Source organism: Candidatus Accumulibacter necessarius (assembly GCF_036625085.1).
The window spans coordinates 126,348-150,840 of record NZ_JAZKUM010000003.1; the positions used below are offsets into that span (position 1 = coordinate 126,348).

The window sequence follows — 24,493 nt, forward strand, 5'->3', positions numbered from 1 at the left end:
GGTTTCCGGAGTTCCCGGAACTGGTGATCGTTTTTAACTCACCCCGCAGTTCTGCGGATAGGTAATTCAACTCATATGTCAGCCAATCCCACCATGCAAGAAAGCTTTGCCGAACTTTTCGAAGAGAGCCTCGGACGTCAGGAAATGCGTCCTGGAGAGGTGATTACCGCGGAGGTTGTGCGCATCGACCACAACTTCGTGGTTGTCAATGCCGGTCTCAAGTCGGAGAGCTACATTGAAATCGCGGAATTCCTCAGTGACAAGGGCGAACTCGAAGTCACCGTCGGTGATTTCGTCCAGGTCGCCATTGAGCAACTCGAGAACGGCTTTGGTGAAACCCGCCTGTCGCGTGACCGGGCGAAACGGGTCGCCGCGTGGAATGCGCTCGAGCAGGCGCTGAACGATGGTACGCTGGTCACCGGCACGATCACCGGCAAGGTCAAGGGGGGGCTGACGGTAATGACCAACAGCGTCCGCGCCTTCCTGCCAGGTTCCCTGGTTGACATGCGTCCGGTCAAGGACACCACGCCCTATGAGGGCAAGACCTACGAATTCAAGGTCATCAAGCTCGACCGCAAGCGTAACAACGTGGTTGTTTCCCGTCGCGCCGTTCTCGAAGCCAGCGTTGGTGAAGAGCGCGATGCACTGCTGGCAGCCCTCAAGGAGGGCAGCGTTGTCAAGGGCGTGGTCAAGAACATCACCGATTACGGTGCCTTCGTTGATCTCGGTGGTATCGACGGTTTGCTGCACATCACGGATCTGGCATGGCGTCGCGTTCGTCACCCCTCCGAGGTGCTTGCTGTTGGCGACGAAGTCCAGGCCAAGATCCTGAAGTTCGATCAGGAAAAGAACCGCGTTTCGCTGGGTCTCAAGCAACTGGGTGAAGACCCGTGGGTTGGCATCTCCCGCCGTTACCCGCCGACCACACGCCTTTTCGGCAAGGTGACCAATCTGACCGACTACGGCGCTTTTGTCGAAATCGAGCAGGGTATCGAAGGCCTGGTGCACGTTTCCGAGATGGACTGGACCAACAAGAACGTCCACCCGTCGAAGGTCGTGCAGCTGGGTGACGAAGTCGAAGTGATGATCCTCGAAATCGATGAAGATCGCCGCCGTATTTCCCTGGGCATGAAGCAGTGCGCGGCAAACCCGTGGGATGAGTTTTCAATGAACTACAAGAAAGGCGATCGGGTGCACGGCGGCATCAAGTCGATCACCGATTTTGGCGTGTTCATCGGGCTGCCCGGCGGCATTGACGGCCTCGTCCATCTGTCCGACCTGTCGTGGTCTCTGCCTGGCGAGGAAGCCATCCGCAATTTCAAGAAGGGTGACGAGGTTGATGCGGTGGTACTGGCGATCGACACTGACAAGGAGCGGATCTCTCTGGGGATCAAGCAGCTTGACGGGGATCCCTACACCAGCTACATCGCGACCCACGACAAGAACAGTATCGCGCGCGGGGTGGTCAAGTCGGTGGATGCGCGTGGCGCGGTGGTGATGCTGGAAGGTGACATCGAGGCTTACCTGCGCGCTTCGGAGGTGTCGCGCGACCGGATCGACGATCTGACCAAGGTGTACAAAGAAGGAGACAAGGTTGAAGCGATGATCATCAACGTGGATCGCAAGACACGTTCGATCAGCCTGTCGATCAAAGCCCGGGAGCAGGCCGAGCAGCAAGAGGCGATGCAGAAGTTTTCTGCTGACAGCAGCGCCAGTTCCGGTACGACCAATCTGGGTGCCTTGCTCAAGGCCAAGCTGAATAACCCCCAATAGGGTTACGGAATGACCAAGTCGGATCTTATCGCCGAACTGGCTGGGCGCTTCCCGCAACTGGTCGCCAAGGATGCAGATATGTCGGTGAAAATGATTCTTGATGCGATGGCAGAAGCGCTGGCCAGGGGGGATCGTATCGAGATTCGTGGTTTCGGCAGTTTTGCGCTGAACTACCGCCCGCCGCGTGTCGGTCGCAATCCAAAGTCTGGTGACAAGGTTGAGGTTCCCGAAAAATGGGTGCCGCATTTCAAGGCCGGCAAGGAACTGCGGGAGCGCGTCGACGGCTCGCTGGAATCGATCTGAGTGGTCAGGGCGTGGCGTATTGCGGGCGGTAACGACAGTTGCCGCCCGTTTTCTGTGGGATGGTGATTGATGCGTGCGTTGCTGTGGGCGTCGAGAATTGTTCTTTTTCTTTTCCTTTTCGCGTTCGCCATCAAGAATACCGAGCCGGTGGGCGTCCGCTTCGTGCTGGACACTGTCTGGCAGGCACCTCTGGTGATCGTCTTGCTGGTTTTTTTGTCGCGGGTGCCGCGCTTGCGGTCTTGTCGTTGCTTGGTAGCGTATTTGGTCTGCGTCGGGAGGTCGCAAAGCTCAAGCGCGAACTGAAGGAGAAGGCCGGCAGCCTGGTCACATATCAGGATCGTCAGGTCTGAATCTGTCGGGGAGGCCGCGCTGACCGTTCGTCTGATGGTCTCCGCTCCTGCCCCATCCCGGCAACTGCAGTTGGCCGGTCATATTATCCTCGCAGGCATCATTGATGATCGAGTTCGAGTATTGGCAGCTATTGCTTTTTCCGCTGTTTTTTGGTCTCGGCTGGGCCGCAGCGCGCATCGATATCCGGCATCTGGTGAAGGAGTCGCGCGCCCTGCCGCGTTCGTATTTTCAAGGTCTCAACTTCTTGCTAAACGAGCAGCCAGACCGCGCTATCGAGGCTTTTGTGGAAGCCGTCAAGGTCGATCCGCAGACGGTCGAGTTGCATTTTGCGCTCGGTAGCCTGTTTCGTCGTCGGGGGGAGACCGACCGTGCCATCCGGATGCACCAGAATCTCATCGAACGTGAGGATCTGAAGCAGGACCTGAAGCTGCAGGCACTGGCTGAACTCGGACAGGACTATCTCAAGGCCGGCCTGCTCGACCGCGCTGAAGAGGTTTTTGACAAGTTGCGCGACTCAGAACTGGCCGAAAGCGCCAAGCGCAACCTGCTCGAGATCTATCAACTTGAAAAGGACTGGGAGAAGGCGATAGCGATCGCCTCTGAACTGCCGGACTTCGCTTCCCACAAGGAGGTTGCCGAGTACTACTGCGAGCTGGCCGCGGCCGAAATGATGCGCTCGCGGCGGGATCTGGCGGCGGCGTACCTGGATACCGCGCTGGAGCGCAATCGGAAGTGCGTTCGAGCCAGTCTTCTCCAGGGGGATATTCAGTTGCAGCAGGATCAGCCGCTCGCCGCTATCGAATCATGGCAGCGGATCGAGCAGCAGGATCCAACTTACCTGGCATTGGTCGCGCAGCGTCTGCTTGACGCTTTTCGCAAGCTGGATCGACGCGAAGAGGGACTGCAGTTGTTGCGTGGTTATCTTGAACACTATCCGTCGCTTGACCTGCTGGACGTGGTTTTTCAACTGGTGCTCGAAGGCGATGGAGCGGAAGCTGCGTACAAGTTGGTTCGCGACGAGTTGAAGCGTAACCCGACTCTGCTTGGATTCGACAAGTTGCTGGCGGCGAGACTGCTGTTTGCCTCGCCGGACAGTCGTCCGGACCTCGAGTTGGCAAAGGGGATCGTTCAGACCTACACCCGTCGCCTGGCTCGCTATCGGTGCGATAATTGCGGTTTCAAGGCGCGCCAGTTCTATTGGCGCTGTCCGGCCTGTGGCGGCTGGGAAACCTATTCGCCGAAGCGGACCGAAGAGTTCGATCTGACACCTTAGGAGTTTCGTCTTGCCATTCACCGTGCCTGGCATGAGGCGGGTCAGCCTCGTGAGCAAAATTTTTCCTGCCGAGATGGGTTGCCGTGCACGTTGGTGACTTGTCGGCTGCACGGCTGCTCATCGTCGGCGACGTGATGCTTGATCGGTACTGGTTTGGCGACGTTGCACGTATCTCACCCGAAGCGCCGGTGCCGGTTGTGAAGGTGGGCCGCAGTGAAGAGCGACCTGGAGGCGCCGCCAACGTCGCACGCAATGTCGCTGCTCTGGGCGCGCGGGTTGCCCTTCTCTCCGTCGTTGGCGACGATGAGGCTGGCCAGAGCCTGCAGCGGCTGCTGGTGGCCAGCGGGATCGATGTCAGCCTGCATGTCGATCCCGCGATCAGCACGACAGTCAAGCTGCGTGTGATCGGCCGGCAGCAGCAGCTGTTGCGGATTGATTTTGAAACCACTCCATCGCATGAGGTGCTGCGCGCCAAACTCGTCGAGTTCAAGTCGCGTTTGCGGGAATGTGATGCGGTGATCCTCTCTGATTACGGCAAGGGTGGCCTGGCGCACATCGGTGAGATGATCCGTCTGGCAGGCGCTGCCGGCAAGCAGGTCCTGGTCGATCCCAAGGGTGACGACTTTTCGAAGTATGCGGGCGCGACCGTGGTGACACCCAACCGCGCCGAGTTGCGTGAAGTGGTGGGCCGCTGGCACGATGATGAGGAACTGGCGCGCAAAGCCGAAGCACTGCGCTCCAGGTTGCGACTGGAGGCCTTGCTGGTCACCCGCAGTGAGGAGGGGATGTCGCTCTTCCACGCCGGCGGTGCGCTCCACGAGAAGGCGGTGGCCCGAGAGGTGTTTGACGTTTCGGGGGCTGGCGACACGGTGATTGCCACCCTGGCAGTGATGCTCGCGGGTGGTGCCAGCTGGCCGGAGGCGGTGCATGCGGCGAACGTCGCTGCCGGCGTGGTGGTTGGCAAGCTCGGTACGGCGGTCGTCAGTCGCGACGAACTGGCTGCCGCACTGAAATGAGGTAAGTGCATGTACACAATAGTGACCGGTGCGGCCGGCTTCATTGGCTCCAATCTTGTCAAGGCGCTCAATGACCGGGGAGTGCGAAAGATCATCGCTGTTGACAATCTGAGCCGGGCCGACAAGTTCCGCAACCTCGTCGATTGCGACCTTGCTGATTACATCGACAAGCATGAATTCCTCGACCGCCTGCTTGCCGGCGACTTTGACGGTGACGTCGATGCGATTCTCCACCAGGGTGCGTGTTCCAATACCATGGAGAGCGACGGCCGCTACATGATGGAGAACAACTACCGTTACTCGCTGGCGATCCTCGACTGGTGCCTCGACCAGGAGGTGCAGTTGCTCTATGCATCAAGCGCGGCGACCTATGGCGGTGGCAGCGTTTTTCGGGAGGAGCGCGCTCATGAAGCGCCGCTCAACGTGTACGGCTATTCGAAGTTCCTTTTCGACCAGATTGTTCGTCAGCGCCTGGCGGTCGCCGGTTCGTTCAACTCGCAGGTCGTTGGTTTCCGCTATTTCAATGTCTATGGTCCGCGGGAATCGCACAAGGCGCGAATGGCTTCGGTCGCCTTTCATCATTACCAGCAGTTTCGCAACGAGGGCAAGGTCAGATTGTTCGAAGGCTGCGCCGGCTATGCCGATGGCGAGCAGCGGCGTGATTTTGTTCATGTGGGTGATGTCACGCGCGTCAATCTGCATTTTTTTGATCATCCGCATCTCGAAAAATCCGGTATCTACAACGTCGGTAGCGGTCGGGCCCAGACCTTCAATGAGTTGGCGGCAGCCAGCGTCAATGCGTGCCGGGCGCTGTCCGGTGACCAGCCGCTGCCCTTGGCACAACTGATTGAGCGGGGGTTGATCGAGTACGTACCGTTTCCGCCGGACCTCGTTGGCAAATATCAGAGTTTCACCGAGGCTGACCTGTCGAAGCTGCGCAAGGCGGGCTACGAGCTGCCGTTCGCGAGCGTCGAGGAAGGCGTTTCGCAGTACGTGCGATGGCTGTCCAGTCATGGATAAAATGCTCGAGGATTACGTCGGGGATACGCCGCTGGTTCGTCTGCAGCGTTTGCCGGGGACCGCTGGCGAGGCTCGCGGGAACCGCATTCTGGCCAAACTGGAGGGAAACAACCCGGCCGGGTCGGTCAAGGATCGCCCCGCGCTGTCGATGATTTCGCGCGCCGAAAAGCGGGGCGATATCAAGCCGGGTGATACCCTGATCGAGGCCACGTCCGGGAATACCGGCATTGCGCTGGCGATGGTCGCTGCTGCACGCGGTTACCGGATGATTCTGGTCATGCCGGAGAACCAGAGCCTAGAACGTCGGCAGACGATGCAGGCTTTTGGCGCAGAACTGGTGCTGGTGTCCCGGGATGGCGGCATGGAGCTGGCGCGCGACGTGGCCGAGAGCATGCGCAATGAAGGTCGGGGTATCATCCTCGATCAGTTCGCGAATCCGGACAATCCGCTGGCGCACTATGAAGGTACTGGTCCCGAGCTGTGGCGGCAGACCGGCGGGGCGATCACGCATTTCGTCAGCAGTATGGGAACCACCGGGACGATCATGGGGGTCTCACGCTACCTGAAGGAGCAGAATCCTGCCATCTGCATCATCGGTTGTCAGCCGGAAGAGGGTTCACAGATTCCGGGCATCCGCAAATGGCCGGAAGCCTACCTGCCAAAGATATTTGATCGTACGCGGGTTGATCGCGTTGAGCCGGTTGCCCAGGGGGAGGCGGAGGAGATGACCCGCCGCCTGGCGCGTGAAGAGGGTATCTTTGCCGGCATCTCGTCCGGTGGCTCGCTGGTCGTTGCCCTGCGGCTCGCCAATGAACTCGAGAACGCGACCATCGTCAGCATCGTTTGTGATCGCGGTGACCGCTACTTGTCGACCGGGGTGTTTCCGGCTTGAGAGTGTTGGATGAAGCCGGTTCTCGTCTTTGACATCGAGACCATTCCTGATGTAGAGGGTTTGCGCCGGTTGCATGCTCTCGACCCGGCGCTTTCTGACGACGAGGTCGCCGAACTCGCCTTTCAGCATCGGCGGGCAGCGAGCGGGCACGATTTCCTGCCGCTGCACCTGCAACGGGTGGCGGTGATTTCCTGCGTACTCAGGGTAGGCAAGGATTTTCGGGTCTGGTCGCTGGCCGAGCCAGAGCAGGGCGAAGGCGAGATCATTCAACGCTTCTTCGATGGCGTCGACAAGTTTACGCCGCAGATGGTGTCCTGGAACGGTGGCGGATTTGATCTGCCGGTATTGCACTATCGCGGGCTGATTCACGGGGTTGCCGCGCCGCGCTACTGGGACCTCGGTGACGGTGACTACGCTGACAGCCGCGACTTCAAGTGGAACAACTACATCAGCCGCTATCACACGCGGCACCTTGATCTGATGGACCTGCTGGCGATGTATCAGCCGCGTGCCAGCGCGCCGCTTGACGAGCTTGCCAAGCTGATAGGTTTCCCCGGAAAACTAGGCATGGACGGCAGCAAGGTGTGGCAGGCCTGGCAGGCGGGCCGGATCTCCGAAGTCCGCGACTACTGCGAAACCGATGCCCTCAATACCTATCTCGTCTCGGTCCGCTTTCGCCTGATGCGCGGCGAGCTTTCACGGGCCGAATACGACCGGGAGATGTCCTTCCTGCGCAGTGAACTGGAGAGGCTCAGCAAGCCGCACTGGCAGGAGTTCCTGGTTGCCTGGCAACAGGGGCGGTAGTTCTTCGTCTTGTGTTGCCCCGCGCTGGCGGAAGTCTCCGTGATCAGTGTTTTTTGTCGGGGCCGGTGAGGGCCATGGCGACGCCACGAAATGACTTCTTGCGTAGCGGCACGTTTGCGTTCTTGCAGAGGTCATTACCGTCATCGCTGAGCAGATAGATCGCGTTCTTGCCGTCTGCCGCGAAGATCGCCTCCGGGTGCATTGTGCCAAAGTCCACTTTCTTGACTCGTTTGACCGAGTCAGTGCCCTTACCGGACCAGGTGTAGAGGGCAAAGCCTTTGCCGCTGCGCTTGCCGTTGTCAAATGGTCCGGCGACGATCACGTAGCGCGATTCTACGAACTCGATGCTGCGAATTCCCCTTCCGCCGAGATCAAGCGCAACAGGATCCCCGAAAACGGGTGCGGCCGCCTTGCCGATCACCTCAGCTGGATTCTTCAAGGGTACCAGCCAGGCCTTGCCCTCGGGCAGCGGATTGCGGAAGCCAATCAGCAGATGCCCGTCGAGGGTCGCGGCAAGGCCTTCGATATTGAAGCCGCCCGGGTCTTCGGGCGGCTTCTGCAGAGCGCTCGCCGTAGCCAGTGGCGCGAAGCGTGGATCGCCAATCAGATCGGGGATGAGCCGCTTGTAGGGCGGTGCGGTCAGCGCCTTTACCCTGGGTCCGAAAGCAGTCTCGATCACCTCGGTGGCAAAAAGCTGCTGCCTCGCTTCCTGGATCTTCCCCTCGCCGTTGCGTCCGTGCGAGGATATCCAGTAGATCCGGTCTTTGATCCGGGCGGCACCCTCGATGTCTCCTTTCCTGCTTTTGCCGTCTGGCTGGCGATTGCCAAGGTAGTCGGTGAGGTCGACGCTGGCGGCGGGGTCAGGCTCGCCAAAGCGATAGATGGTCAGGATGTCGTGATCGTCATCAGCGACGACGAAGTGTGACGGGCTGAGCGCGACGCCAGCGGAGGCATCACAGAGGCCACGGTACCACGTTGTTTCTGCCTCGGCGGGCGCAGCGGTCAGGACAGATGCCAGCAGTATGGCGGTGAAAGGAATCAGGCGGCTCATGAATGGCGATCTCGTGGCGTTGCGGAGGGTGAGGTATAGCGTCGGGTGTTGCCCGGGCAAGCCGTTTGCGGGTTTTCGGCGGTATTCATGCCCCAGTCTGCAACGATGATGCGACCATCGTGGCGATCACGATTGCCTGGATCGCGGCGGAAGCGGACCAACAAAGCGATTTGCAGAATGCCGAAGACATGTCAGAATCGGCCCCTCTGCAGAAAACACGGTTAGGGAGAAAGTACATGCGGCTCCATCGCTGGGTTCCGTTTATCCTGACGACTCTGGGCCTATCTCTTGTCATGCCAGCACAGGCGGCCGGGACGCTTGACAAGATCAAGGCATCCAAGACGATTTCGCTGGGTTACCGGGAGGCGTCGATTCCATTCTCGTATACCGGCAATGATAACCAGCCCTGGGGCTATTCGGTCGATCTGTGCACCAGGGTGGTGGCTGCGATCGTCCGACAGCTCGGTATTGACGAATTGCAGTTGCTTTGGGTGCCAGTGACTCCTGAAACCCGCATTGCCAAGCTGAAGTCGGGTGAGATCGACCTCGAATGTGGTTCTACCACCAGTTCGCTTTCGCGCATGCAGGAAGTCGATTTCAGTCTGCCGACCTTCATCGATGGGGCTGCCTACCTCTCACGCCGGGCTGCGGGCATCAAGCGTTTCGAGGATCTGGCCGGCAAGCGGATTGCCGTTGCCGCCGGGACAACAACCGAACGGACGATCGCCGATGCCCTGACGCAGCATAAGGTGGCCGCCGAGCTGGTCAGGGTCAGCGACCACCAGCAGGGGATTGCGGAGATGGTGAAAGGGAAGGTCGATGCCTACGCCTCGGATCGTGCGCTACTGATTGGCCTTGCCCTGGACTCCGGCACTCAGACAGACTGGGCGATCGGGCACGAGACTTTTTCCTATGAGCCCTACGCCTTGATGATGCGCCGCAACGACGCGGACTTTCGCCTGGCGGTGAATCGTGAGTTGGCCCGCCTCTGCCGGAGCCGCGAGATCTACGGCATCCATGACCGCTGGTTTGGCTTTCTTGCTAAGCCAGGAGCACGGCTGGAGAGTCTGTATTTTCTGAATGGCCTGCCAGAGTAGGATCTGGCTGGCGCTCAGCGGGTGGCTAGGTCGTGCCGGTGGTCGTCCACCTGAACGAGGTCCCGGTAGGCGTGCCAGGTTGCGTGCCCGACCAGAGGCATAGTCAGAATCAGACCGAAGAAGAAGGTCGCAAATCCGATAGCGACGAGGAGCACGATGCAGGCGGCCCAGAGCAGCATCGGGCCGGGGTTGCGACCACAGGCGACGAGGCTGGCGATCGCTGCGGTGATCGCATCGGTCTTGCGGTCGAGCATCAGCGGCAGGGCGATGACACTGATGGCAAAGACGAAGGTCGCAAAAAAGCCACCGACAGCGAAATAGACGAGCGCGAAATCGGCTTGCTCGAAGGTCAGGACCGTGCGCACCACGTCGGCAAAGCTGGGCAGTCCGCCAGCAAAAAAGAGTGCAAAAACAACGATTGATGCGCGCGCCCAGACGAGCAGGACAACCGCCAGCAGGGCGGCAAAGAGGCCGACATTGGCCAGGTTGGGGCGCCAGGCAGCAAGGGTAGGGAGGAGTTGTGGCGGTTCTCCGAGTTCCGTTCGTCGACTAAGGTCGTAGAGCCCCAGTGCGAGGAAAGGGCCCAAGAGCAGAAAGCCTGTCGTGAGTCCCGCGAAGAGCGCATAGGCTTGGGCAAAAACCGCCTGCATCAGCCAGCCAGCGGCGGCAAAGCAGGCGCCATAGAAGAGGCTGGCCACGCCTCCTTCGCGGCAGTCACGCCATCCGGCCCGCAGCCAGCCGAGGATGGCTCTGGCCTGAACTTGGCGAATGATCGGGAAGCGACTCGCGGGGCGCCGGGTGTCTGGCAAATTGTCCTGGTTCATCGGCTGCTCTCGGTGGCTGTCGTCATGGTGTGGCAGTTGAGGGGAGCATCGTAACAGGTGGAGCATTGGCAGCAATAGTCTGTTTGCGAGCTTGGCGCCTCAGGCACTCCTGCCAGTGTGGCTTCGTGCGGCGACAGGACGAGCCTAATGGCTTGCGACGACCCGCGCAGCTAGTGAGGTCCAGACTCGCTGCCACCGCTGACAGCCGCAAGCAGTGCTTGACTCGGAAGCGCGCTCGCTTACAATCCAGGCGAAAGTCTCCGCGTTGACGCTTTCCGCAGTGTACCATTCGATGCCGCGGACAGGCTGTAGCGGTTCTGCTGGCGGCAGGAAGCGGCAGTTTTCCTCGCTGAAAGGGGGTTTGGAAATGAATGGTCTTTTGCTGCTCTTGGGACGCATCGCCGGCATCGGCGGCCTGCTTCTGTGCGTTGCTGCTGCCGTGGTACGCCTGCAGGGGAAATACTATATGGGCGGCTTTCAGTTGACGACTCTCCTTCAGGCAGGTATTGCGGCAACCGTCGTTGGCTGTTTTTTCCTGTTGTGGGCGCTGACTGCGTCAGGCAAGACGGGCAGCGCGGTTCGATCGCAGGACTGATCCAGTCGCGACAGGCAAGGAGGCCAGGCCGGCCAGCGAGCGGCCAGGGCCGCCTGCTTCCCGGCGTCGCCAAATCCCGCGATCGCCTGCGCAGACAAGGCTGGTGTGCCCTCTCGTCGCCGAGAGACCCCGCACCTGCTCGCCTCGTGCTTTGCGGGCCATGCGGCTCTTTCGGGAGGGGCTGAAGCCGCTGGCGCTTGCGGTCTCCACATGTGCTGGTGCGATGCCTGATCGTCTGCGCACTTGAAGGAGTTGCAGGAAGCATGAACAAGTGCACATTCTCGCTGATAGTCGTCAGGCATCATTCGTGCTGCGAGCAACGAGGCAGGTATCGGCTGCTTGCCATGCAGGTTTCTGCGACCGGGCCAGTGCTGGGTGGCTCCTGACAGCTCAACCCTCTTCGACTGACCTGGCGGTTGCGTCGGGCGGTTGCCGGCCGGCGCCGGTTGGCATGACGGCTGGGGGCAAGCCACGGCGTGCCATGCGGCGGGAGTAATGTGGTTTCCAAGGAAGCGTGTCGATGACTAAGAACTCCCAACAGCGCCCCGAACTCGAAGAGGCTCTGCTGTCCTTTCGCCGGGCTTTCCTGACCGTCGGCGCCTTCAGCTTTTTCATCAATCTGTTGATGCTGACACCGTCAATATACATGCTCCAGGTCTACGATCGCGCGTTGAATAGTCGCAACTCGACGACGCTGCTGATGCTCACCCTGATTACACTCGGCTTGTTTGCGTTGATGTCCTTGCTCGAGTGGATCAGGTCGATGGTTCTCGTGCGCGTCGGGGCACGCCTCGATCTAGACGTCAATACCCGGGTCTTCAATGCCACCTTCGAGCGCAACCTCCGGCAAGCTGGCCAGAATCCGGCGCAAGCGCTGAACGATCTTTCGTCGATGCGGCAGACGCTGACCGGTGCCGGCCTGATCGCTCTGACGGATGCGCCTTGGATGCCGATCTACCTGATCGTGATCTTCCTGCTGCATGTGCAACTGGGAGTCTTCGCGCTGATCGGAGTGTTGTTGCTGGTGGCTCTGGCGGTGGTCAACGAGCGCGTTTCGGCAACACCCTTGGCGGAAGCGCAGAAGCTTGCGATGGCGGCCAACGCGCAGGCCAACAATCATCTGCGCAATGCCGAAGTGATTGAGGCCATGGGCATGCTACCGGCGATCCGTCGGCGCTGGTTTCAGTTGCACCAGAAGTTCCTGATACAACAAGCCGTGGCGAGTGATCGCGCTGGCGTACTGAACGCCTTGACCCGGTTTGCGCGCATCTCGATGCAGTCGCTGGCGCTGGGTTATGGCGCGCTGCTGGCGATCAATGGCGAGATCACTCCGGGCATGATGATTGCCGGCTCGATCCTGGTTGGGCGTGCGCTGGCGCCGGTCGAAGTGTTGATTGCCAACTGGAAGCAACTGGTTTCAGCACGCGCTGCCTACCAGCGCTTGACCGAACTGCTGCGCATCTACCCTGCTCGTATCGCCGGGATGCCCTTGCCGAGGCCTTTGGGTGATGTGCTGGTAGACGGCGCTGCGACCGCCGCGCCCGGAAGCAAGGTGCTGATTCTCAGGAACGTGAATTTCAGCCTCAAGGCAGGAGAGGTGGTGGCAGTTATCGGTCCAAGTGCGTCCGGCAAGTCCACCCTGGCGCGCATGCTGGTTGGCATCTGGCCCGCGCTTGCCGGGGCCGTCCGCCTTGATGGCGCGGACATATTCACGTGGAGCAAGGACGAACTCGGCCCCTACCTGGGTTATTTGCCGCAGGACATCGAGTTATTTGACGGGACGGTGGCCGAGAACATCGCTCGTTTCGGCGAGGTCGATTCGGACCACGTTCTCGCGGCAGCGCAGGCCGCGGGTGTCCACGAACTGATCCTGCTGCTTCCCAAGGGCTATGACACACCGCTTGGCGACGCGGGTAGCGCTCTCTCGGGGGGCCAGAAGCAACGGATTGGCCTAGCACGGGCCATGTACGGCGACCCCGCATTGATCGTCCTCGATGAGCCGAATTCCAACCTGGACGATCAGGGCGAGGCAGCTCTGGCCGAGACGATCCGGCGCCTCAAGGCGAAGAAGCGTACGGTGGTCATCATTACCCATCGTTTGACCACGCTGGCGGTGGCCGACAGCATTCTGGTCATGCACGAAGGAACGGTGAAGGCGCATGGTCCGCGCGACCAGGTGTTGGCGGCCATCCGATCGGGGAATGGGCCGACTGCGGGTGGCGGTAAAGAGAAAGCGGCTCGTCCGCCGCCGCCGGTGGCGGCTGCCATCAGCCTTCCAGTGGCGCCGATTGTCGGCGCCTGATTTGCGAGCTAGGAGCATGGCGATCAACATTTTTGAGCGGAAGCAAGCAACCGACAGCGACATCAGCGAGGTCAGTGATGTCAGCGACAAGAAGACAGCGGAGATAGCGGGCGTCGATATCAATCATGGACGTGCTTCCCGACTTGGTTGGCTTGTGCTGGCCATTGGCTTCGGCGGCTTTCTGTTGTGGGCTGCGCTGGCGCCGCTCGATCAAGGCGTACCGGCCGGTGGTCAGGTGGTGGTGACGGGTAACCGCAAGACGGTGCAGAATCTCGGGCCCGGAATGGTCCAGGCCATCCTGGTCAAGGACGGCGATGAGGTCAAGGGCGGCGATGTGCTCGTGCGACTGGACCCAACCCAGGCCCGTTCGCAGTTCGAAGTGGCCCGCAGTCAGTGGTTCGTGGTCAAGGCAGCCGAGGCGCGGCTGTTGGCCGACGCCCAGGGGAGTCCGGAAATCGTCTTTCCCGAAGAGCTGCTGAAGGAGAAGGACGATCCGCGGGCAGCCAGCGCGATGGCCGTCCAGACACAGTTGCTGCGTTCCCGGCAGGCGGCCTTGGCGGCCGAACTGGGGGCGATGAAGAACATGCTGGCCGGCCTCCAGTCGTCTGCCAAGGGGCTCGAGGCCACCCGGCGGGCCAAGGAAGAGCAGACAAAGCTCCTGCTCGAGGAATTGAAGGGCCTGCGGGAGCTGGCGGCCGATGGCTATCTGCCACGCAACCGTCTATCGGAGCAGGAGCGCCTGCTGGCGCAACTCAGCGGCGCCATTTCCGAGGATCTGGGGAATCTGGGTCGCACCCAGCAAAGCATCGGCGAGGTCAGGATGCGAATGGTGGCGCGCCAGCAGGAGTATGAGAAAGAGGTGGAAAACGGGTTGGCCGAGGTGCAGAAGGAAGCCAGTTCGCTCGATAGTCGTCTCACGGGACTGGCTTTCGAGCTAGCAAACACCGAGGTGCGCGCCCCGTCAGAAGGAATCATCGTCGGCTTGAGCATTCATACCGTCGGCGGCGTGTTGGCGCAGGGTACACCGCTGATGGACGTGGTGCCGAAGAACGAGCCATTGCGCATCGATGTGCAGATTCCGACGACGCTGATCGACAAGGTGCGTCTGGGCCTGCCGGTCGACATCACTTTTCCGGCTTTCAACCAGAAAACCACGCCACAGATTCCTGGCGAGTTTGTTCAGGTGGCTGCCGACGCGACGACGGATCCACAGGGGAAGGTCCCGCCGTTCTACCGTGGTCAGGTGGTGGTGACCGAGGCCGGCATGAAAAAGCTGAAGTTGCATGAGATCAAGGCCGGAATGCCCGCCGAGGTGTTCATCAAGACCGGCGAGCGGACGATGCTGAACTACCTGTTCAAGCCGATGCTCGATCGGATGAAGTCGGCCCTGACTGAGGAGTGAGCATGAGTAGCTGGGCTGCCAGGCTGGCCGGCTGCACGCTGGTGCTGTTGTCTTCGCAGGGGCTGGCTGCGGGTCTGATGGACGCGTACCAGGCGGCTCGCCAGAACGATCCAGCCTTCCGCGCGGCGCGCTACGAGCGGGACGCCGGTCAGTACGCAATCGCTATCGGTCGCGCGGGATTGTTGCCTAACGTAGCGATTACCGGCTCCTTTTCGAAGAACAAGGGCGAGCGCGAATCGACGCGGGCTGACCTTAGTCAGGATCTCGACTATCGGGAACAGGCGGCCGCGATCGTCCTGCGGCAACCACTGTTCAACTACGACAGTTTTGTGCGTTACCAGCAAGGAGGCATCCAGGCCGCTTTCAGCGATGCCGTCTTCGACCGCAAGGAGGCGGAACTGGCAGTCAAGCTCTCGGGTGCTTACTTTGACGCGCTGTTCTCGATGGAGAGACTGGCCCTGACCGATGCTGAAATCTCGGCCTATCAGGCGCAGCGCGAACTGGCCGAGCGGCGTCGCAAAGGTGGTGAGGGTACGGTGACCGAGGTTGCCGAAGCAGAGTCCAGGCTGCAGCTCGCCCGTGCCGGACGCGCCGATGCGCTCGACCGCTTGTCGGTCGCAATGCTGCGGCTGGAAAGCATGACCGGCCAGCCGATGGCTCCACTCTGGCTCCTCCGCCCGGAGTTCTCGCCCAACGGCGTGCAGCCCGGGAACCTGGACGAATGGTCGACGCTGGCGCAGGGCAACAGTGCAGAGATTCGTTCCCGGCGCAAGGCGTACGAGTTTGCCAGCCTGGAGGTCGACCGCAACCGCGCCGGCCATTATCCGCAGCTCGACCTGGTCGCCCGGTCTTCGAGGGCAGAGAACGAAACGATTTCGCAGCTCAACCAGAAAGACTCGATCAATGCCGTCGGTGTGCAGCTCAACATTCCGCTGTTTGCCGGCGGCCGGGTCAACGCGCTGACCGGCCAGGCGGTGGCTAACCGCGAGCGCGCTCAGGCTGAACTGGATGCTGCGGTGAATGAGGTGCTGATTGAGGTCAGGCGGCAGTTCATGGCGGTCGAAACAGGTGGTAGCAAGATTGCCGCCTACGAGAAGGCGGTCGATGCCAGCGCAGTGGCGGTTGAAGGCACGATGCGTGGCATGAAGGCGGGGATCCGGACCAACACCGACGTGCTCGACGCCGAACGGGTGATGTTCGTTGCCAGGCGTGACCTGGCGCAGGCGCGTTACGAGTATCTGGCCAACGTACTACAGCTCAAGGCGGCCGCCGGAGTGCTGTCGGAAAAGGATGTGGCCGAGATTGCGACCTTGCTCCTGCCTCCAAAGTGAATTGGGTGATGGTACCAAGCGCAACCGAGACTCATACCGCCCGACCAGCTTGTGCTCTTCGATCAGCGTGCCTTAGGTTCTGAGTGTTGCGGCGATCGTCTAGCATTGATCGTCGGTTTACCGGCTGGACATTTCGACAGCGTGATCTGGTGCAACAGCTTCGCGGTCTGACAGGCTGTCGCTGGCGGCGCTAGCGGGCGCTGGCAGGCAGGAGCATCGACGGCACTGCCGACAGATCCTGGATTTCTCCATCCGGTGTTGCGGGAATCCGCTCTGGCGCCTGAGAAAAGCGGTTGCACCACAGGACGCGCAAGCCCGATGCCTTGGCCGAGTAGGCATCCCAGGCGTTCGACGAGAGGAAGCAAATAGCCGTTGGGGCGATTTGCAGACGATCGGACGCCAGGCCATAGACGGCTGGGTGCGGTTTGAAGACGCCGACTTCCTCGACCGAAAGGACGGCGTCGAAGAAGCTCTCCAGGCCGTTGTGGCGAACGACCGCAGCGAGCATCGCCGGTGTGCCGTTGGAGAGAATCGCCAGTTTCAGTCCGGCTGCCCGAAGCCGGGACAAAGTCTCCGGCACCTCGGGATAGCAATCAAGATGCAAATAGAGGTCCAGTAGCTGTGTGCGCAGGCCGGGCCGATCGATTCCAAGGGCGGCGAGTGCGTAATCGAGAGCGTCGCCGGTTACCTGCCAGAAATCCGTATGCCGTCCTGCGAGTCCGCGTAGCCAGGTGTACTGCAGTTGCTTCTGGCGCCAGATCTCGGAGAGGCGCGGCGCGTTCTCACCAAGTTGGTCGCTGGCCGCCAGGGCCGCGCCATTGAAGTCGAAAAGTGTGCCGTAGGCGTCGAAAACGCACGCCCTGATGCCTTCCAGGTGCTTGATCTCCATGCGCCGCCGACCCTTTCGCCTTGCTGGTGCCGGCCAGACAGGCGCCTGGCCGGGTGGTTGGAGTTTGATTCGCTATTGCGGCATCAGGGCACTACAGCTCGGTGCGGGAGCAATCGCTTCACCGAGTGCGCCGCCACAGCTCGACCCCTGACCGGCCGTACAGCCGTAGCAGTGTTCAGCCACCCGAATCGGGTATCCCTCGAGTGTCGAAGCATTGACTTCGGTGATGTGCAGGCGGGAGCGCCGGCCCTGTCCGAGCGGCAAGCCGAGTTGCTGATTGAAGTCACAGTCGTAGAGGTAACCCTGCCAATCAAGCGAAAGCAGGTTACGGCACATCACCTGCTCGACGTTCCCGGCGCGGTGCGCGTCGCGCAGCAGCTGCATATAGCTGTTGAACTGACCCTTTGAGACGAGCATCGACCCGAACCGTTGGATAGGCATATTGGTTAGCGTAAACAACTGGTTGAAGACCACTCCGAAGGCTCGCCCGAGGTGCTCCCGATAGGCTGCTGCCAGCGGTTCCTGGGGCGGCGGCAGAACCGGACCCTGGGGGTTGAAGACCAGGTTCAGCACCAGGCCCGTGTCGGGTTTTCCGTAACCTAGCGCATTCAATCTTTGCAGACCTCTGATGCTGCCATCGAAGCTGCCCTTGCCGCGCTGTCGGTCGACGTTTTCTTCGAGGTAACAGGGCAGCGATGCGACTACCTCAACGCGATGTGCGGCGAGGAATTCAGCCAAGTCCTCTTGGCCGCCTTCTTCGAGGATAGTCAGGTTGCACCGGTCGATCACCCGCAGTCCGCGTTCTCGGCCGGCGACAACCAGTCGCCGGAAGTGGGGGTTCAGCTCCGGCGCACCGCCGGTCAGGTCGAGAACCTTGACTTCTGGACTGGCGGCAATGAAGGCGAGCAACGCATCAACTGTTTCGCTGGTCATTTCTTCCTTGCGCTGCGGACCTGCATTGACGTGGCAATGCAGGCAGCTCTGGTTGCAGCGATAGCCGAGATTCACCTGGACGGTCTCGACCGAACGGCGGGTCAAAGCCGGGAACGTCGTGCAGGCGAGAAGGGGCAGGGTGGCATGCATTTTTCATTCTTCCTCTGGTTGGTTCTTCTGCCTTGGTCGAAAAGGAAGTGTGCTTCCTTACATGCGATTGTCCCACATCCGGGTGCAGAGGGACGTTGGTGCCCCAGCGCGGTGCCCGCGATACGACATTTCGGTCCTTTGGAGGAGTTCGCAAGATCTGTCGGAAGGCGTCGGGGCCCAAATGCTTCCCGCTTCGCCTGCTGGTATGTCAAGCGACGGTCCCGGATTTGAGGACCCCCCGGGAGTGCTTTGATCGGCAGTCGAGCAACACGCCGTGTTCTCGATGCGGATGATGCCCTGTTGCAGCGAACACCTGGCGGCTGCGGTGCCGGCGGGACGACGGGTTTCGACTCGTCAAATATTGCTGTAGAATCGTGCGCTTTCCGTGCGTGACGCGGCGGCATTACACGGCGGACGCAGCCGCGCTGTGGAAGTCAGTGGAAATGTTCGATGCCTTTCTGCCCGGCCTGCGGGCGTTTCACGAGTGCTCTTGAGGACCAGTTGCATTGTCAGTTGTCCCGGTCTCGGCCGATTGCTTGGGCAGTACGCGATGGTCTCCGCATCGTCTGTCCGGCTGCCGGCGAAGCATCGTCCGGCCGCCAGGAGGGCTTCTCGACCGAGCCCGCTTCCAGCAACCTATCAGCCCGTATCACAAGGATTCTTAATGGAAATGAACGCTGCTAACACTGAGGCACCGGCTCCAAGCGCCCTTGAGCGCCGCGTGGACCTGTCGCTAACCATTGCCGAGCTCGACAAGGACATTGATCAGCGTCTGAAGCGTCTCGGGAAGAACATGAAGATGCCAGGCTTTCGCCCGGGCAAGGTGCCGGCCCAGATCGTCCGGCAGCAATACGGCGAGCAGGCCCGCAATGACGCACTCAGCGAAGCGCTAGGGAACATGTTGAGCGCGGAGGTGGCGTCTCAGCAGTTGCGCGTCGCCGGTAGTCCGAGAATCGAGCCGAAGAGCAGCGACAGTACGACGCATATCGAGTTCTCGGCAGTATTCGAGGTCTACCCTGAGATTACGCTCAGCGATCTGGTCGGCGTGGAAGTCGAAAGGCCGGTACTTGAAGTTGGTGCGACCGAAATTGACGGTACGCTGGAAATTCTGCGTAAGCAGCGCGTCCGCTACGAACTCGTCGATCGTCCGGCTGCCTCGGCTGACCGGGTGAGTATCGATTTCGTCGGCAAGAAGGATGGCGAGCCATTTCCTGGTGGCCAGGGCAAGGATTACCGTTTCGTTCTTGGTGAAGGCAAGATGCTTTCTGATTTCGAGAACGCGGTGATCGGTACCCGTCCGGGAGAGGACAAGTCGTTCGAGATGACCTTTCCGGCTGAGTATTTTTCCAAGGACTTGGCGGGTCAGTCTGTGACTTTCGACATCACGGTCAAGGAAGTGGGCGAACCAGTGCTGCCCGCCCTTGACGCAGATTTCGCAAAGGCGCTCGGTATTGAGGATGGCGACCTTGTCAAGATGCGGGCTGAGATTGAGGAGAACCTCAAGCGCGAGGTGAAGAAGCGCTTGCAGGTGCGAGTTACGGGTAACGTGATGGATGCGCTCCTCGCGGCCAACCCGATCGAGGTGCCTGGCGCACTGATCCACAAGGAAATTGAGCGGCTGATGCAGGTAGCTCGCCAGGATATGGAGCAGCGCGGGATGAAGGTGAAGGACTTGCCGATGCAGCCCGAATGGTTTGCCGATCAGGCCAGACGACGGGTCAGCCTGGGCCTGATTCTTTCGGAAATTGTCAAGCTCAACGAACTGCAGGCGAAGCCGGCGCAGGTGAAAGCGCTGGTCGAGGAAGCGTCGCAAAGTTATGACCATCCGGAAGAGGTCGTGCGCTGGTACTATGCGCAGCCGGAGCGCCTGAGCGATTTCGAGGGTACCGCGATTGAGGCGAACGTAGTTGACTGGGTACTGGCCAGGGTGAAGGTGCTGGACAAGCCGGTTGCCTTTGCTGAATTGATGGGGCAGCAGTCCTGAACATGCAAGACTCTCGCAGCAAAGGAAGCTAAATGGGCATTGACCACGAAAGCATCTGGGTTCCCCAGGCCCTGGGCCTGGTCCCGATGGTGATCGAGCAGAGCGGTCGTGGCGAGCGAGCCTACGATATCTACTCGCGATTGCTGAAGGAACGCGTCATTTTCCTGGTAGGTCCGGTAAACGACGTGACCGCGAATCTGGTGGTGGCGCAGTTGCTCTTTCTCGAAGCAGAGAATCCTGACAAGGACGTCCATTTCTACATCAATTCGCCGGGTGGCGCGGTATCGGCGGGCCTTTCGGTTTACGATACCATGCAGTTCATCAAACCCGACGTGTCTACCTTGTGTATGGGCCAGGCCTGCTCGATGGGGGCTTTCCTGTTGGCTGCGGGTGCCCCTGGCAAGCGGTTTGCGCTTCCCAATTCACGCGTGATGATCCACCAGCCGATGGGTGGCTTCCAGGGGCAGGCGTCGGACATCGCGATACACGCCAAGGAAATTCTTTCTTTGCGTGCCAAACTGAACGAGTTGATGGCTCACCACACAGGCCAGGCGATCGAGCGAATTGAACGCGACACCGATCGCGACAATTTCCTTTCGGCGCAGGAAGCTGCAGAATATGGTCTGATAGACAAGGTGCTGGCGAAGCGGGAAGCGGTTTGATTGCGCTTTCAGGCTGTCTCCATCGGACTAGAGAGTGAGGTAGGAAGAGATGTCGGAAAAGAAAAGTGGTACGGAAAAACTCCTCTACTGCTCCTTCTGCGGCAAGAGCCAGCATGAAGTGAAAAAACTCATCGCCGGGCCGTCCGTATTCATCTGCGATGAATGCATCGAGCTCTGCAACGATATCGTTCGCGACGAAATTTCCAGCGATCAGGGAGGCAAGGGGGTCAAGGGCGAGTTACCAACACCCAAGGAAATCGCTGGCCTGCTGGATCAGTATGTAATCGGCCAGGACCAAGCCAAGCGAATCCTGTCGGTTGCGGTTTACAATCACTACAAGCGGTTGCGCCATTTCGGGAAGACCAGCGGTGAGATAGAGCTTGCCAAGAGTAACATCCTGCTCATCGGTCCTACCGGTTCGGGCAAGACCCTGCTGGCGCAGACCCTGGCCCGCATGCTCGACGTTCCTTTCGTGATGGCCGATGCGACGACGCTGACCGAAGCCGGCTATGTCGGTGAAGACGTCGAGAACATCATCCAGAAGTTGTTGCAGAAAGCAGATTACGATACCGACAAGGCACAGCGAGGTATTGTTTACATTGACGAAATCGACAAGATTTCACGCAAGTCAGACAATCCATCGATTACCCGAGACGTCTCGGGCGAGGGTGTGCAACAGGCGCTGCTCAAGCTGATTGAAGGCACGGTTGCTTCGGTGCCGCCGCAGGGCGGCCGAAAGCACCCGAATCAGGACTTCGTGCAGGTTGATACCACCAACATTCTGTTCGTTTGCGGCGGTGCTTTCGATGGTCTGGACAAAGTCATTCGCAACCGCTCGGAGCGTGGCGGCATAGGTTTTGGTGCCGAGGTGAAAAGCAAGGATAACAAGAGGGCGATCGGCGAGGTGTTGCGCAGTGTCGAACCTGAGGATCTGATCAAGTTCGGTCTGATTCCCGAGTTGATCGGACGCTTGCCGGTGATTGCGACGCTGGAGGAACTCTCGGCTACGGCGCTGGTTGAAATCCTCGTCGAACCCAAGAACGCGCTTGTCAAGCAGTACCAAAAGCTGTTCGCGATGGAAGGTGTGGCTTTGGAGATTCGCCCCGCAGCGATGATGGCCATTGCCAGAAAGGCGCTTGACCGGAAAACCGGTGCGCGCGGCCTACGTTCGATTCTCGAGGCGGTGCTGCTCGACACCATGTACGAACTTCCCGGGATGGAGAATGTCTCAGAGGTCGTCATTGATGAGGGCGTGATCACTGGCGATGCGCAGCCGCTCCTGATATACGCGGATCAACCAAAGGTTTCTGGCGGCAACTGATGTGCTGGCCGCCACCAGCGCGGCTTGAAATACGGGTTCTTGCCACCATTTGATGGCCTGAACTTCTACCTAAAGGGCACAATCGATGTCTGCAACCTCCAAGCTGTCTGCCGAGCCAGTCGAACTGCCACTCCTGCCTCTTCGCGATGTAGTGGTTTTTCCGCACATGGTAATTCCACTATTTGTTGGTCGCCCAAAATCGATCAGGGCGCTGGAAGTGGCCATGGAGGCGGGCAAGAGTATTTTGCTGGTGGCCCAGAAGTCTGCTGTCAAGGACGAGCCGGAGGCAGAGGATTTGTATGGCGTCGGCTGTGTCGCCAATATCCTGCAAATGCTCAAACTTCCAGACGGGACTGTCAAGGTGCTGGTCGAAGGCGCGCAGCGCGCTCGTCTGGAGGCAATTGATGCTCGCCAGGAGATGTTTTTCGCTGCTTCGCGTTCGGTGATGGTTGACGACGGGATTAATCATGAGATCGAGGCCCTTCGCCGTGCAGTGATCGCGCAATTTGATCAGTACGTGAAGCTCAACAAGAAGATCCCGCCGGAGATTCTGACCTCGATTGCCGGAATTGAAGAGGCCGGGCGATTGGCCGACACGATTGCCGCGCATCTGCCGCTTAAGATCGAGCAGAAGCAGGAAATCCTCGAGATGTTTGACGTCCGAGCGCGCATCGAGCGCCTGCTCGCTCAACTCGAAGCCGAAATCGACATCCTGCAGGTCGAGAAGCGTATTCGTGGCCGCGTCAAGCGCCAGATGGAGAAGAGTCAGCGGGAATATTACCTTAACGAGCAGGTCAAGGCTATCCAAAAGGAACTCGGCGAAGGTGAAGAAGGGGCCGACCTTGAGGAGCTCGACAAAAAGGTCAAAACGGCAGGGATGAGCAAAGAAGGGCTTGCCAAGGCGCAGGCGGAATTCAGAAAGCTGCGGTTGATGTCCCCGATGTCGGCCGAAGCGACAGTGGTGCGCAATTTCATTGAGACGCTTATTGGTCTTCCGTGGCGCAAACGGACGCGAATCAGCAAGGATCTTGCGGCGGCTGGAAAGATCCTCGACACCGATCACTGGGGTCTGGAAAAGGTCAAGGAACGTATCATCGAGTATCTTGCCGTGCAGCAGCGCGTGGACCGGCTGAAGGCGCCGATTCTGTGTCTGGTTGGCCCTCCCGGTGTCGGAAAGACATCGCTGGGACAGTCGATAGCGCGCGCCACTGGTCGGAAGTTCGTCCGCATGAGTTTGGGCGGCGTCCGTGATGAGGCTGAGATACGCGGTCATCGTCGCACCTATATCGGCTCGATGCCGGGCAAGATTCTCCAAAACATGAGCAAGATCGGAGTCAGGAACCCCCTGTTTCTGCTTGACGAAGTCGACAAGATGGGCCAGGACTTCCGTGGCGATCCCAGTTCGGCGCTGCTTGAAGTGCTCGACCCGGAGCAGAATTCGACCTTCGTTGATCACTACGTTGAAGTCGAATACGATCTGTCCGAAGTCATGTTCGTGGCTACGGCCAACACGTTGAATATCCCGGCGCCTTTGCTCGATCGTATGGAGGTGATTCGACTCTCGGGCTATACGGAGGACGAAAAGGTCAACATCGCTCAGCGCTATCTGCTGCCAAAACAGATGAAAAGCAATGGTCTGAAGATTACCGAATTGACGGTGGCCGAAAGCGCGTTACGCGACATCGTACGCTACTACACCCGTGAGGCGGGCGTGAGATCGCTTGAGCGGGACATTTCGAAGATTTGCCGCAAGGTGGTGAAGACGCTGCTGCTAAGAAAAAGTCAGGTGAAGGTTGCAGTCAGTGCGCGCAATCTCGACAAGTTCCTTGGTGTTCGTCGTTTCAACTTTGGCGTTGCCGAGCGCGAGAATCAGGTTGGTCAAGTGACCGGTCTGGCATGGACGGAAGTCGGCGGTGAATTGCTGACCATTGAGTCGGTGGTATTGCCGGGCAAGGGCAAGACAACGACGACTGGCAAGCTTGGAGAGGTGATGCAGGAGTCCGTTCAGGCAGCGCTTTCGGTGGTGCGGAAGCGTGCCCAGTCGCTCGGGATTGACCACGACTTCTATCAGAAGAGTGATATCCACATCCACCTTCCGGAGGGGGCGATTCCCAAGGATGGACCGTCAGCGGGTGTGGGGATTTGCACGGCACTGGTTTCTGTGCTTACCGGTATCCCCGTATGCTGTGATGTGGCAATGACCGGAGAGATCACCCTGCGTGGCGAGGTCTTGCCAATCGGGGGACTGAAGGAGAAACTCTTGGCGGCTGTCCGTGGTGGTCTGGCCAGGGTGTTGATTCCGGAAGAGAACGTCAGGGACCTGGCGGAAATACCGGACAATATCAAGAACAAGCTCGAAATCATTCCGGTCAGGTGGATTGACCAGGTGCTTGAGCATGCGCTGGAGCGCAAGCCCGAAGCGACTTCCGTTGCGGAGACTGCAACGCCCCCCGTACCGGCAAGCGCGGCGGAGATCATGCCCGTCGTCCTTACTCATTGAAGACGGTGACACATGTCAGG

Annotated in this window: 21 protein-coding genes; 17 read left to right on the forward strand and 4 right to left on the reverse strand. The window is 59.9% G+C overall.

The features are described from left to right. Positions 1-75 precede the first annotated feature (75 nt). The 8 genes from rpsA to V5B44_RS08770 all read left to right on the forward strand — a co-directional run bounded on the left by rpsA (position 76) and on the right by V5B44_RS08770 (position 7,432). Positions 76-1,773, forward strand: a complete 1,698-nt coding sequence (rpsA, locus tag V5B44_RS08735) for a 30S ribosomal protein S1 (RefSeq protein ID WP_332358692.1) — start codon at positions 76-78, stop codon at positions 1,771-1,773. 9 nt (positions 1,774-1,782) lie between these two features. After that, entirely contained in the window at positions 1,783-2,076 is a 294-nt protein-coding gene (locus tag V5B44_RS08740; protein ID WP_332358693.1) for an integration host factor subunit beta, read from the forward strand. A 59-nt stretch (positions 2,077-2,135) separates the two neighbouring features. Next, positions 2,136-2,426 (forward strand): LapA family protein, encoded by a 291-nt coding sequence (locus V5B44_RS08745; protein ID WP_332358694.1) that lies wholly within the window; start codon positions 2,136-2,138, stop codon positions 2,424-2,426. A 104-nt stretch (positions 2,427-2,530) separates the two neighbouring features. Next, positions 2,531-3,700: a lipopolysaccharide assembly protein LapB gene (lapB, locus tag V5B44_RS08750; RefSeq protein ID WP_332358695.1), complete on the forward strand. Its 1,170-nt coding sequence runs from the start codon at positions 2,531-2,533 to the stop codon at positions 3,698-3,700. A gap of 83 nt (positions 3,701-3,783) precedes the next feature. Further along, positions 3,784-4,716 carry a D-glycero-beta-D-manno-heptose-7-phosphate kinase gene (gene rfaE1 / locus V5B44_RS08755; protein WP_332358696.1) on the forward strand — a complete coding sequence of 311 codons (933 nt, stop codon included), beginning with the start codon at positions 3,784-3,786 and terminating at the stop codon, positions 4,714-4,716. 9 nt (positions 4,717-4,725) lie between these two features. Beyond that, the gene (rfaD, locus tag V5B44_RS08760; RefSeq protein WP_332358697.1) at positions 4,726-5,736 is read left to right on the forward strand and encodes an ADP-glyceromanno-heptose 6-epimerase; all 1,011 of its coding nucleotides are present in this window, start codon (positions 4,726-4,728) and stop codon (positions 5,734-5,736) included. Next, entirely contained in the window at positions 5,729-6,628 is a 900-nt protein-coding gene (gene cysM / locus V5B44_RS08765; RefSeq protein ID WP_332358698.1) for a cysteine synthase CysM, read from the forward strand. The genes rfaD and cysM overlap by 8 nt, the downstream gene beginning before the upstream one ends. Before the next feature lie 9 nt (positions 6,629-6,637). Beyond that, positions 6,638-7,432: a 3'-5' exonuclease gene (locus tag V5B44_RS08770; RefSeq protein ID WP_332358699.1), complete on the forward strand. Its 795-nt coding sequence runs from the start codon at positions 6,638-6,640 to the stop codon at positions 7,430-7,432. Between the two features lie 43 nt (positions 7,433-7,475). On the opposite strand, the gene V5B44_RS08775 is transcribed toward V5B44_RS08770, so the two are convergent. Next, positions 7,476-8,483: a DUF3616 domain-containing protein gene (locus V5B44_RS08775; RefSeq protein ID WP_332358700.1), complete on the reverse strand. Its 1,008-nt coding sequence runs from the start codon at positions 8,481-8,483 to the stop codon at positions 7,476-7,478. 236 nt (positions 8,484-8,719) lie between these two features. Here V5B44_RS08775 and V5B44_RS08780 point away from each other — a divergent pair, with 236 nt between their 5' ends. Continuing rightward, positions 8,720-9,580, forward strand: a complete 861-nt coding sequence (locus V5B44_RS08780; RefSeq protein ID WP_332358701.1) for an amino acid ABC transporter substrate-binding protein — start codon at positions 8,720-8,722, stop codon at positions 9,578-9,580. 14 nt (positions 9,581-9,594) lie between these two features. On the opposite strand, the gene V5B44_RS08785 is transcribed toward V5B44_RS08780, so the two are convergent. Then, entirely contained in the window at positions 9,595-10,404 is an 810-nt protein-coding gene (locus V5B44_RS08785; RefSeq protein ID WP_332358703.1) for a DUF2189 domain-containing protein, read from the reverse strand. A 367-nt stretch (positions 10,405-10,771) separates the two neighbouring features. On the opposite strand from V5B44_RS08785, the gene V5B44_RS08790 reads away from it, so the two are divergent. The 4 genes from V5B44_RS08790 (at position 10,772) to V5B44_RS08805 (ending at position 16,034) form a co-directional block, all read left to right on the forward strand. Further along, positions 10,772-10,999, forward strand: a complete 228-nt coding sequence (locus tag V5B44_RS08790) for a hypothetical protein (protein ID WP_332358704.1) — start codon at positions 10,772-10,774, stop codon at positions 10,997-10,999. Between the two features lie 520 nt (positions 11,000-11,519). After that, positions 11,520-13,301 (forward strand): type I secretion system permease/ATPase, encoded by a 1,782-nt coding sequence (locus tag V5B44_RS08795; protein WP_332358705.1) that lies wholly within the window; start codon positions 11,520-11,522, stop codon positions 13,299-13,301. 16 nt (positions 13,302-13,317) lie between these two features. Beyond that, positions 13,318-14,703 carry an HlyD family type I secretion periplasmic adaptor subunit gene (locus tag V5B44_RS08800; protein ID WP_332358706.1) on the forward strand — a complete coding sequence of 462 codons (1,386 nt, stop codon included), beginning with the start codon at positions 13,318-13,320 and terminating at the stop codon, positions 14,701-14,703. Positions 14,704-14,705: 2 nt separating this feature from the next. After that, entirely contained in the window at positions 14,706-16,034 is a 1,329-nt protein-coding gene (locus V5B44_RS08805; RefSeq protein ID WP_332358707.1) for a TolC family outer membrane protein, read from the forward strand. 190 nt (positions 16,035-16,224) lie between these two features. Here V5B44_RS08805 and V5B44_RS08810 read toward each other — a convergent pair whose 3' ends face one another. After that, positions 16,225-16,923: a haloacid dehalogenase type II gene (locus V5B44_RS08810; protein WP_332358708.1), complete on the reverse strand. Its 699-nt coding sequence runs from the start codon at positions 16,921-16,923 to the stop codon at positions 16,225-16,227. A gap of 72 nt (positions 16,924-16,995) precedes the next feature. Next, entirely contained in the window at positions 16,996-18,006 is a 1,011-nt protein-coding gene (gene arsS / locus V5B44_RS08815; RefSeq protein ID WP_332358709.1) for an arsenosugar biosynthesis radical SAM (seleno)protein ArsS, read from the reverse strand. Between the two features lie 664 nt (positions 18,007-18,670). On the opposite strand from arsS, the gene tig reads away from it, so the two are divergent. From tig to lon, 4 genes are all read left to right on the forward strand, one after another. Further along, positions 18,671-19,990 (forward strand): trigger factor, encoded by a 1,320-nt coding sequence (gene tig / locus V5B44_RS08820; protein WP_434735429.1) that lies wholly within the window; start codon positions 18,671-18,673, stop codon positions 19,988-19,990. A 32-nt stretch (positions 19,991-20,022) separates the two neighbouring features. Continuing rightward, the gene (gene clpP, locus V5B44_RS08825) at positions 20,023-20,652 is read left to right on the forward strand and encodes an ATP-dependent Clp endopeptidase proteolytic subunit ClpP (RefSeq protein ID WP_332358711.1); all 630 of its coding nucleotides are present in this window, start codon (positions 20,023-20,025) and stop codon (positions 20,650-20,652) included. A gap of 49 nt (positions 20,653-20,701) precedes the next feature. Next, positions 20,702-21,973 (forward strand): ATP-dependent Clp protease ATP-binding subunit ClpX, encoded by a 1,272-nt coding sequence (gene clpX / locus V5B44_RS08830; protein WP_332358712.1) that lies wholly within the window; start codon positions 20,702-20,704, stop codon positions 21,971-21,973. 85 nt (positions 21,974-22,058) lie between these two features. Beyond that, the gene (gene lon / locus V5B44_RS08835; RefSeq protein WP_332358713.1) at positions 22,059-24,473 is read left to right on the forward strand and encodes an endopeptidase La; all 2,415 of its coding nucleotides are present in this window, start codon (positions 22,059-22,061) and stop codon (positions 24,471-24,473) included. Positions 24,474-24,493 lie beyond the last annotated feature (20 nt).

Coding starts and splice junctions, on each gene's coding strand:
- rpsA (WP_332358692.1), top strand. CDS start 76: ATGTCAGCCAATCCCACCATGCAAGAAAGCTTTGCCGAACTTTTCGAA.
- V5B44_RS08740 (WP_332358693.1), top strand. CDS start 1,783: ATGACCAAGTCGGATCTTATCGCCGAACTGGCTGGGCGCTTCCCGCAA.
- V5B44_RS08745 (WP_332358694.1), top strand. CDS start 2,136: ATGGTGATTGATGCGTGCGTTGCTGTGGGCGTCGAGAATTGTTCTTTT.
- lapB (WP_332358695.1), top strand. CDS start 2,531: ATGATCGAGTTCGAGTATTGGCAGCTATTGCTTTTTCCGCTGTTTTTT.
- rfaD (WP_332358697.1), top strand. CDS start 4,726: ATGTACACAATAGTGACCGGTGCGGCCGGCTTCATTGGCTCCAATCTT.
- cysM (WP_332358698.1), top strand. CDS start 5,729: ATGGATAAAATGCTCGAGGATTACGTCGGGGATACGCCGCTGGTTCGT.
- V5B44_RS08770 (WP_332358699.1), top strand. CDS start 6,638: ATGAAGCCGGTTCTCGTCTTTGACATCGAGACCATTCCTGATGTAGAG.
- V5B44_RS08775 (WP_332358700.1), bottom strand. CDS start 8,483: ATGAGCCGCCTGATTCCTTTCACCGCCATACTGCTGGCATCTGTCCTG.
- V5B44_RS08780 (WP_332358701.1), top strand. CDS start 8,720: ATGCGGCTCCATCGCTGGGTTCCGTTTATCCTGACGACTCTGGGCCTA.
- V5B44_RS08785 (WP_332358703.1), bottom strand. CDS start 10,404: ATGAACCAGGACAATTTGCCAGACACCCGGCGCCCCGCGAGTCGCTTC.
- V5B44_RS08790 (WP_332358704.1), top strand. CDS start 10,772: ATGAATGGTCTTTTGCTGCTCTTGGGACGCATCGCCGGCATCGGCGGC.
- V5B44_RS08795 (WP_332358705.1), top strand. CDS start 11,520: ATGACTAAGAACTCCCAACAGCGCCCCGAACTCGAAGAGGCTCTGCTG.
- V5B44_RS08800 (WP_332358706.1), top strand. CDS start 13,318: ATGGCGATCAACATTTTTGAGCGGAAGCAAGCAACCGACAGCGACATC.
- V5B44_RS08805 (WP_332358707.1), top strand. CDS start 14,706: ATGAGTAGCTGGGCTGCCAGGCTGGCCGGCTGCACGCTGGTGCTGTTG.
- V5B44_RS08810 (WP_332358708.1), bottom strand. CDS start 16,923: ATGGAGATCAAGCACCTGGAAGGCATCAGGGCGTGCGTTTTCGACGCC.
- arsS (WP_332358709.1), bottom strand. CDS start 18,006: ATGCATGCCACCCTGCCCCTTCTCGCCTGCACGACGTTCCCGGCTTTG.
- tig (WP_434735429.1), top strand. CDS start 18,671: ATGGAAATGAACGCTGCTAACACTGAGGCACCGGCTCCAAGCGCCCTT.
- clpP (WP_332358711.1), top strand. CDS start 20,023: ATGGGCATTGACCACGAAAGCATCTGGGTTCCCCAGGCCCTGGGCCTG.
- clpX (WP_332358712.1), top strand. CDS start 20,702: ATGTCGGAAAAGAAAAGTGGTACGGAAAAACTCCTCTACTGCTCCTTC.
- lon (WP_332358713.1), top strand. CDS start 22,059: ATGTCTGCAACCTCCAAGCTGTCTGCCGAGCCAGTCGAACTGCCACTC.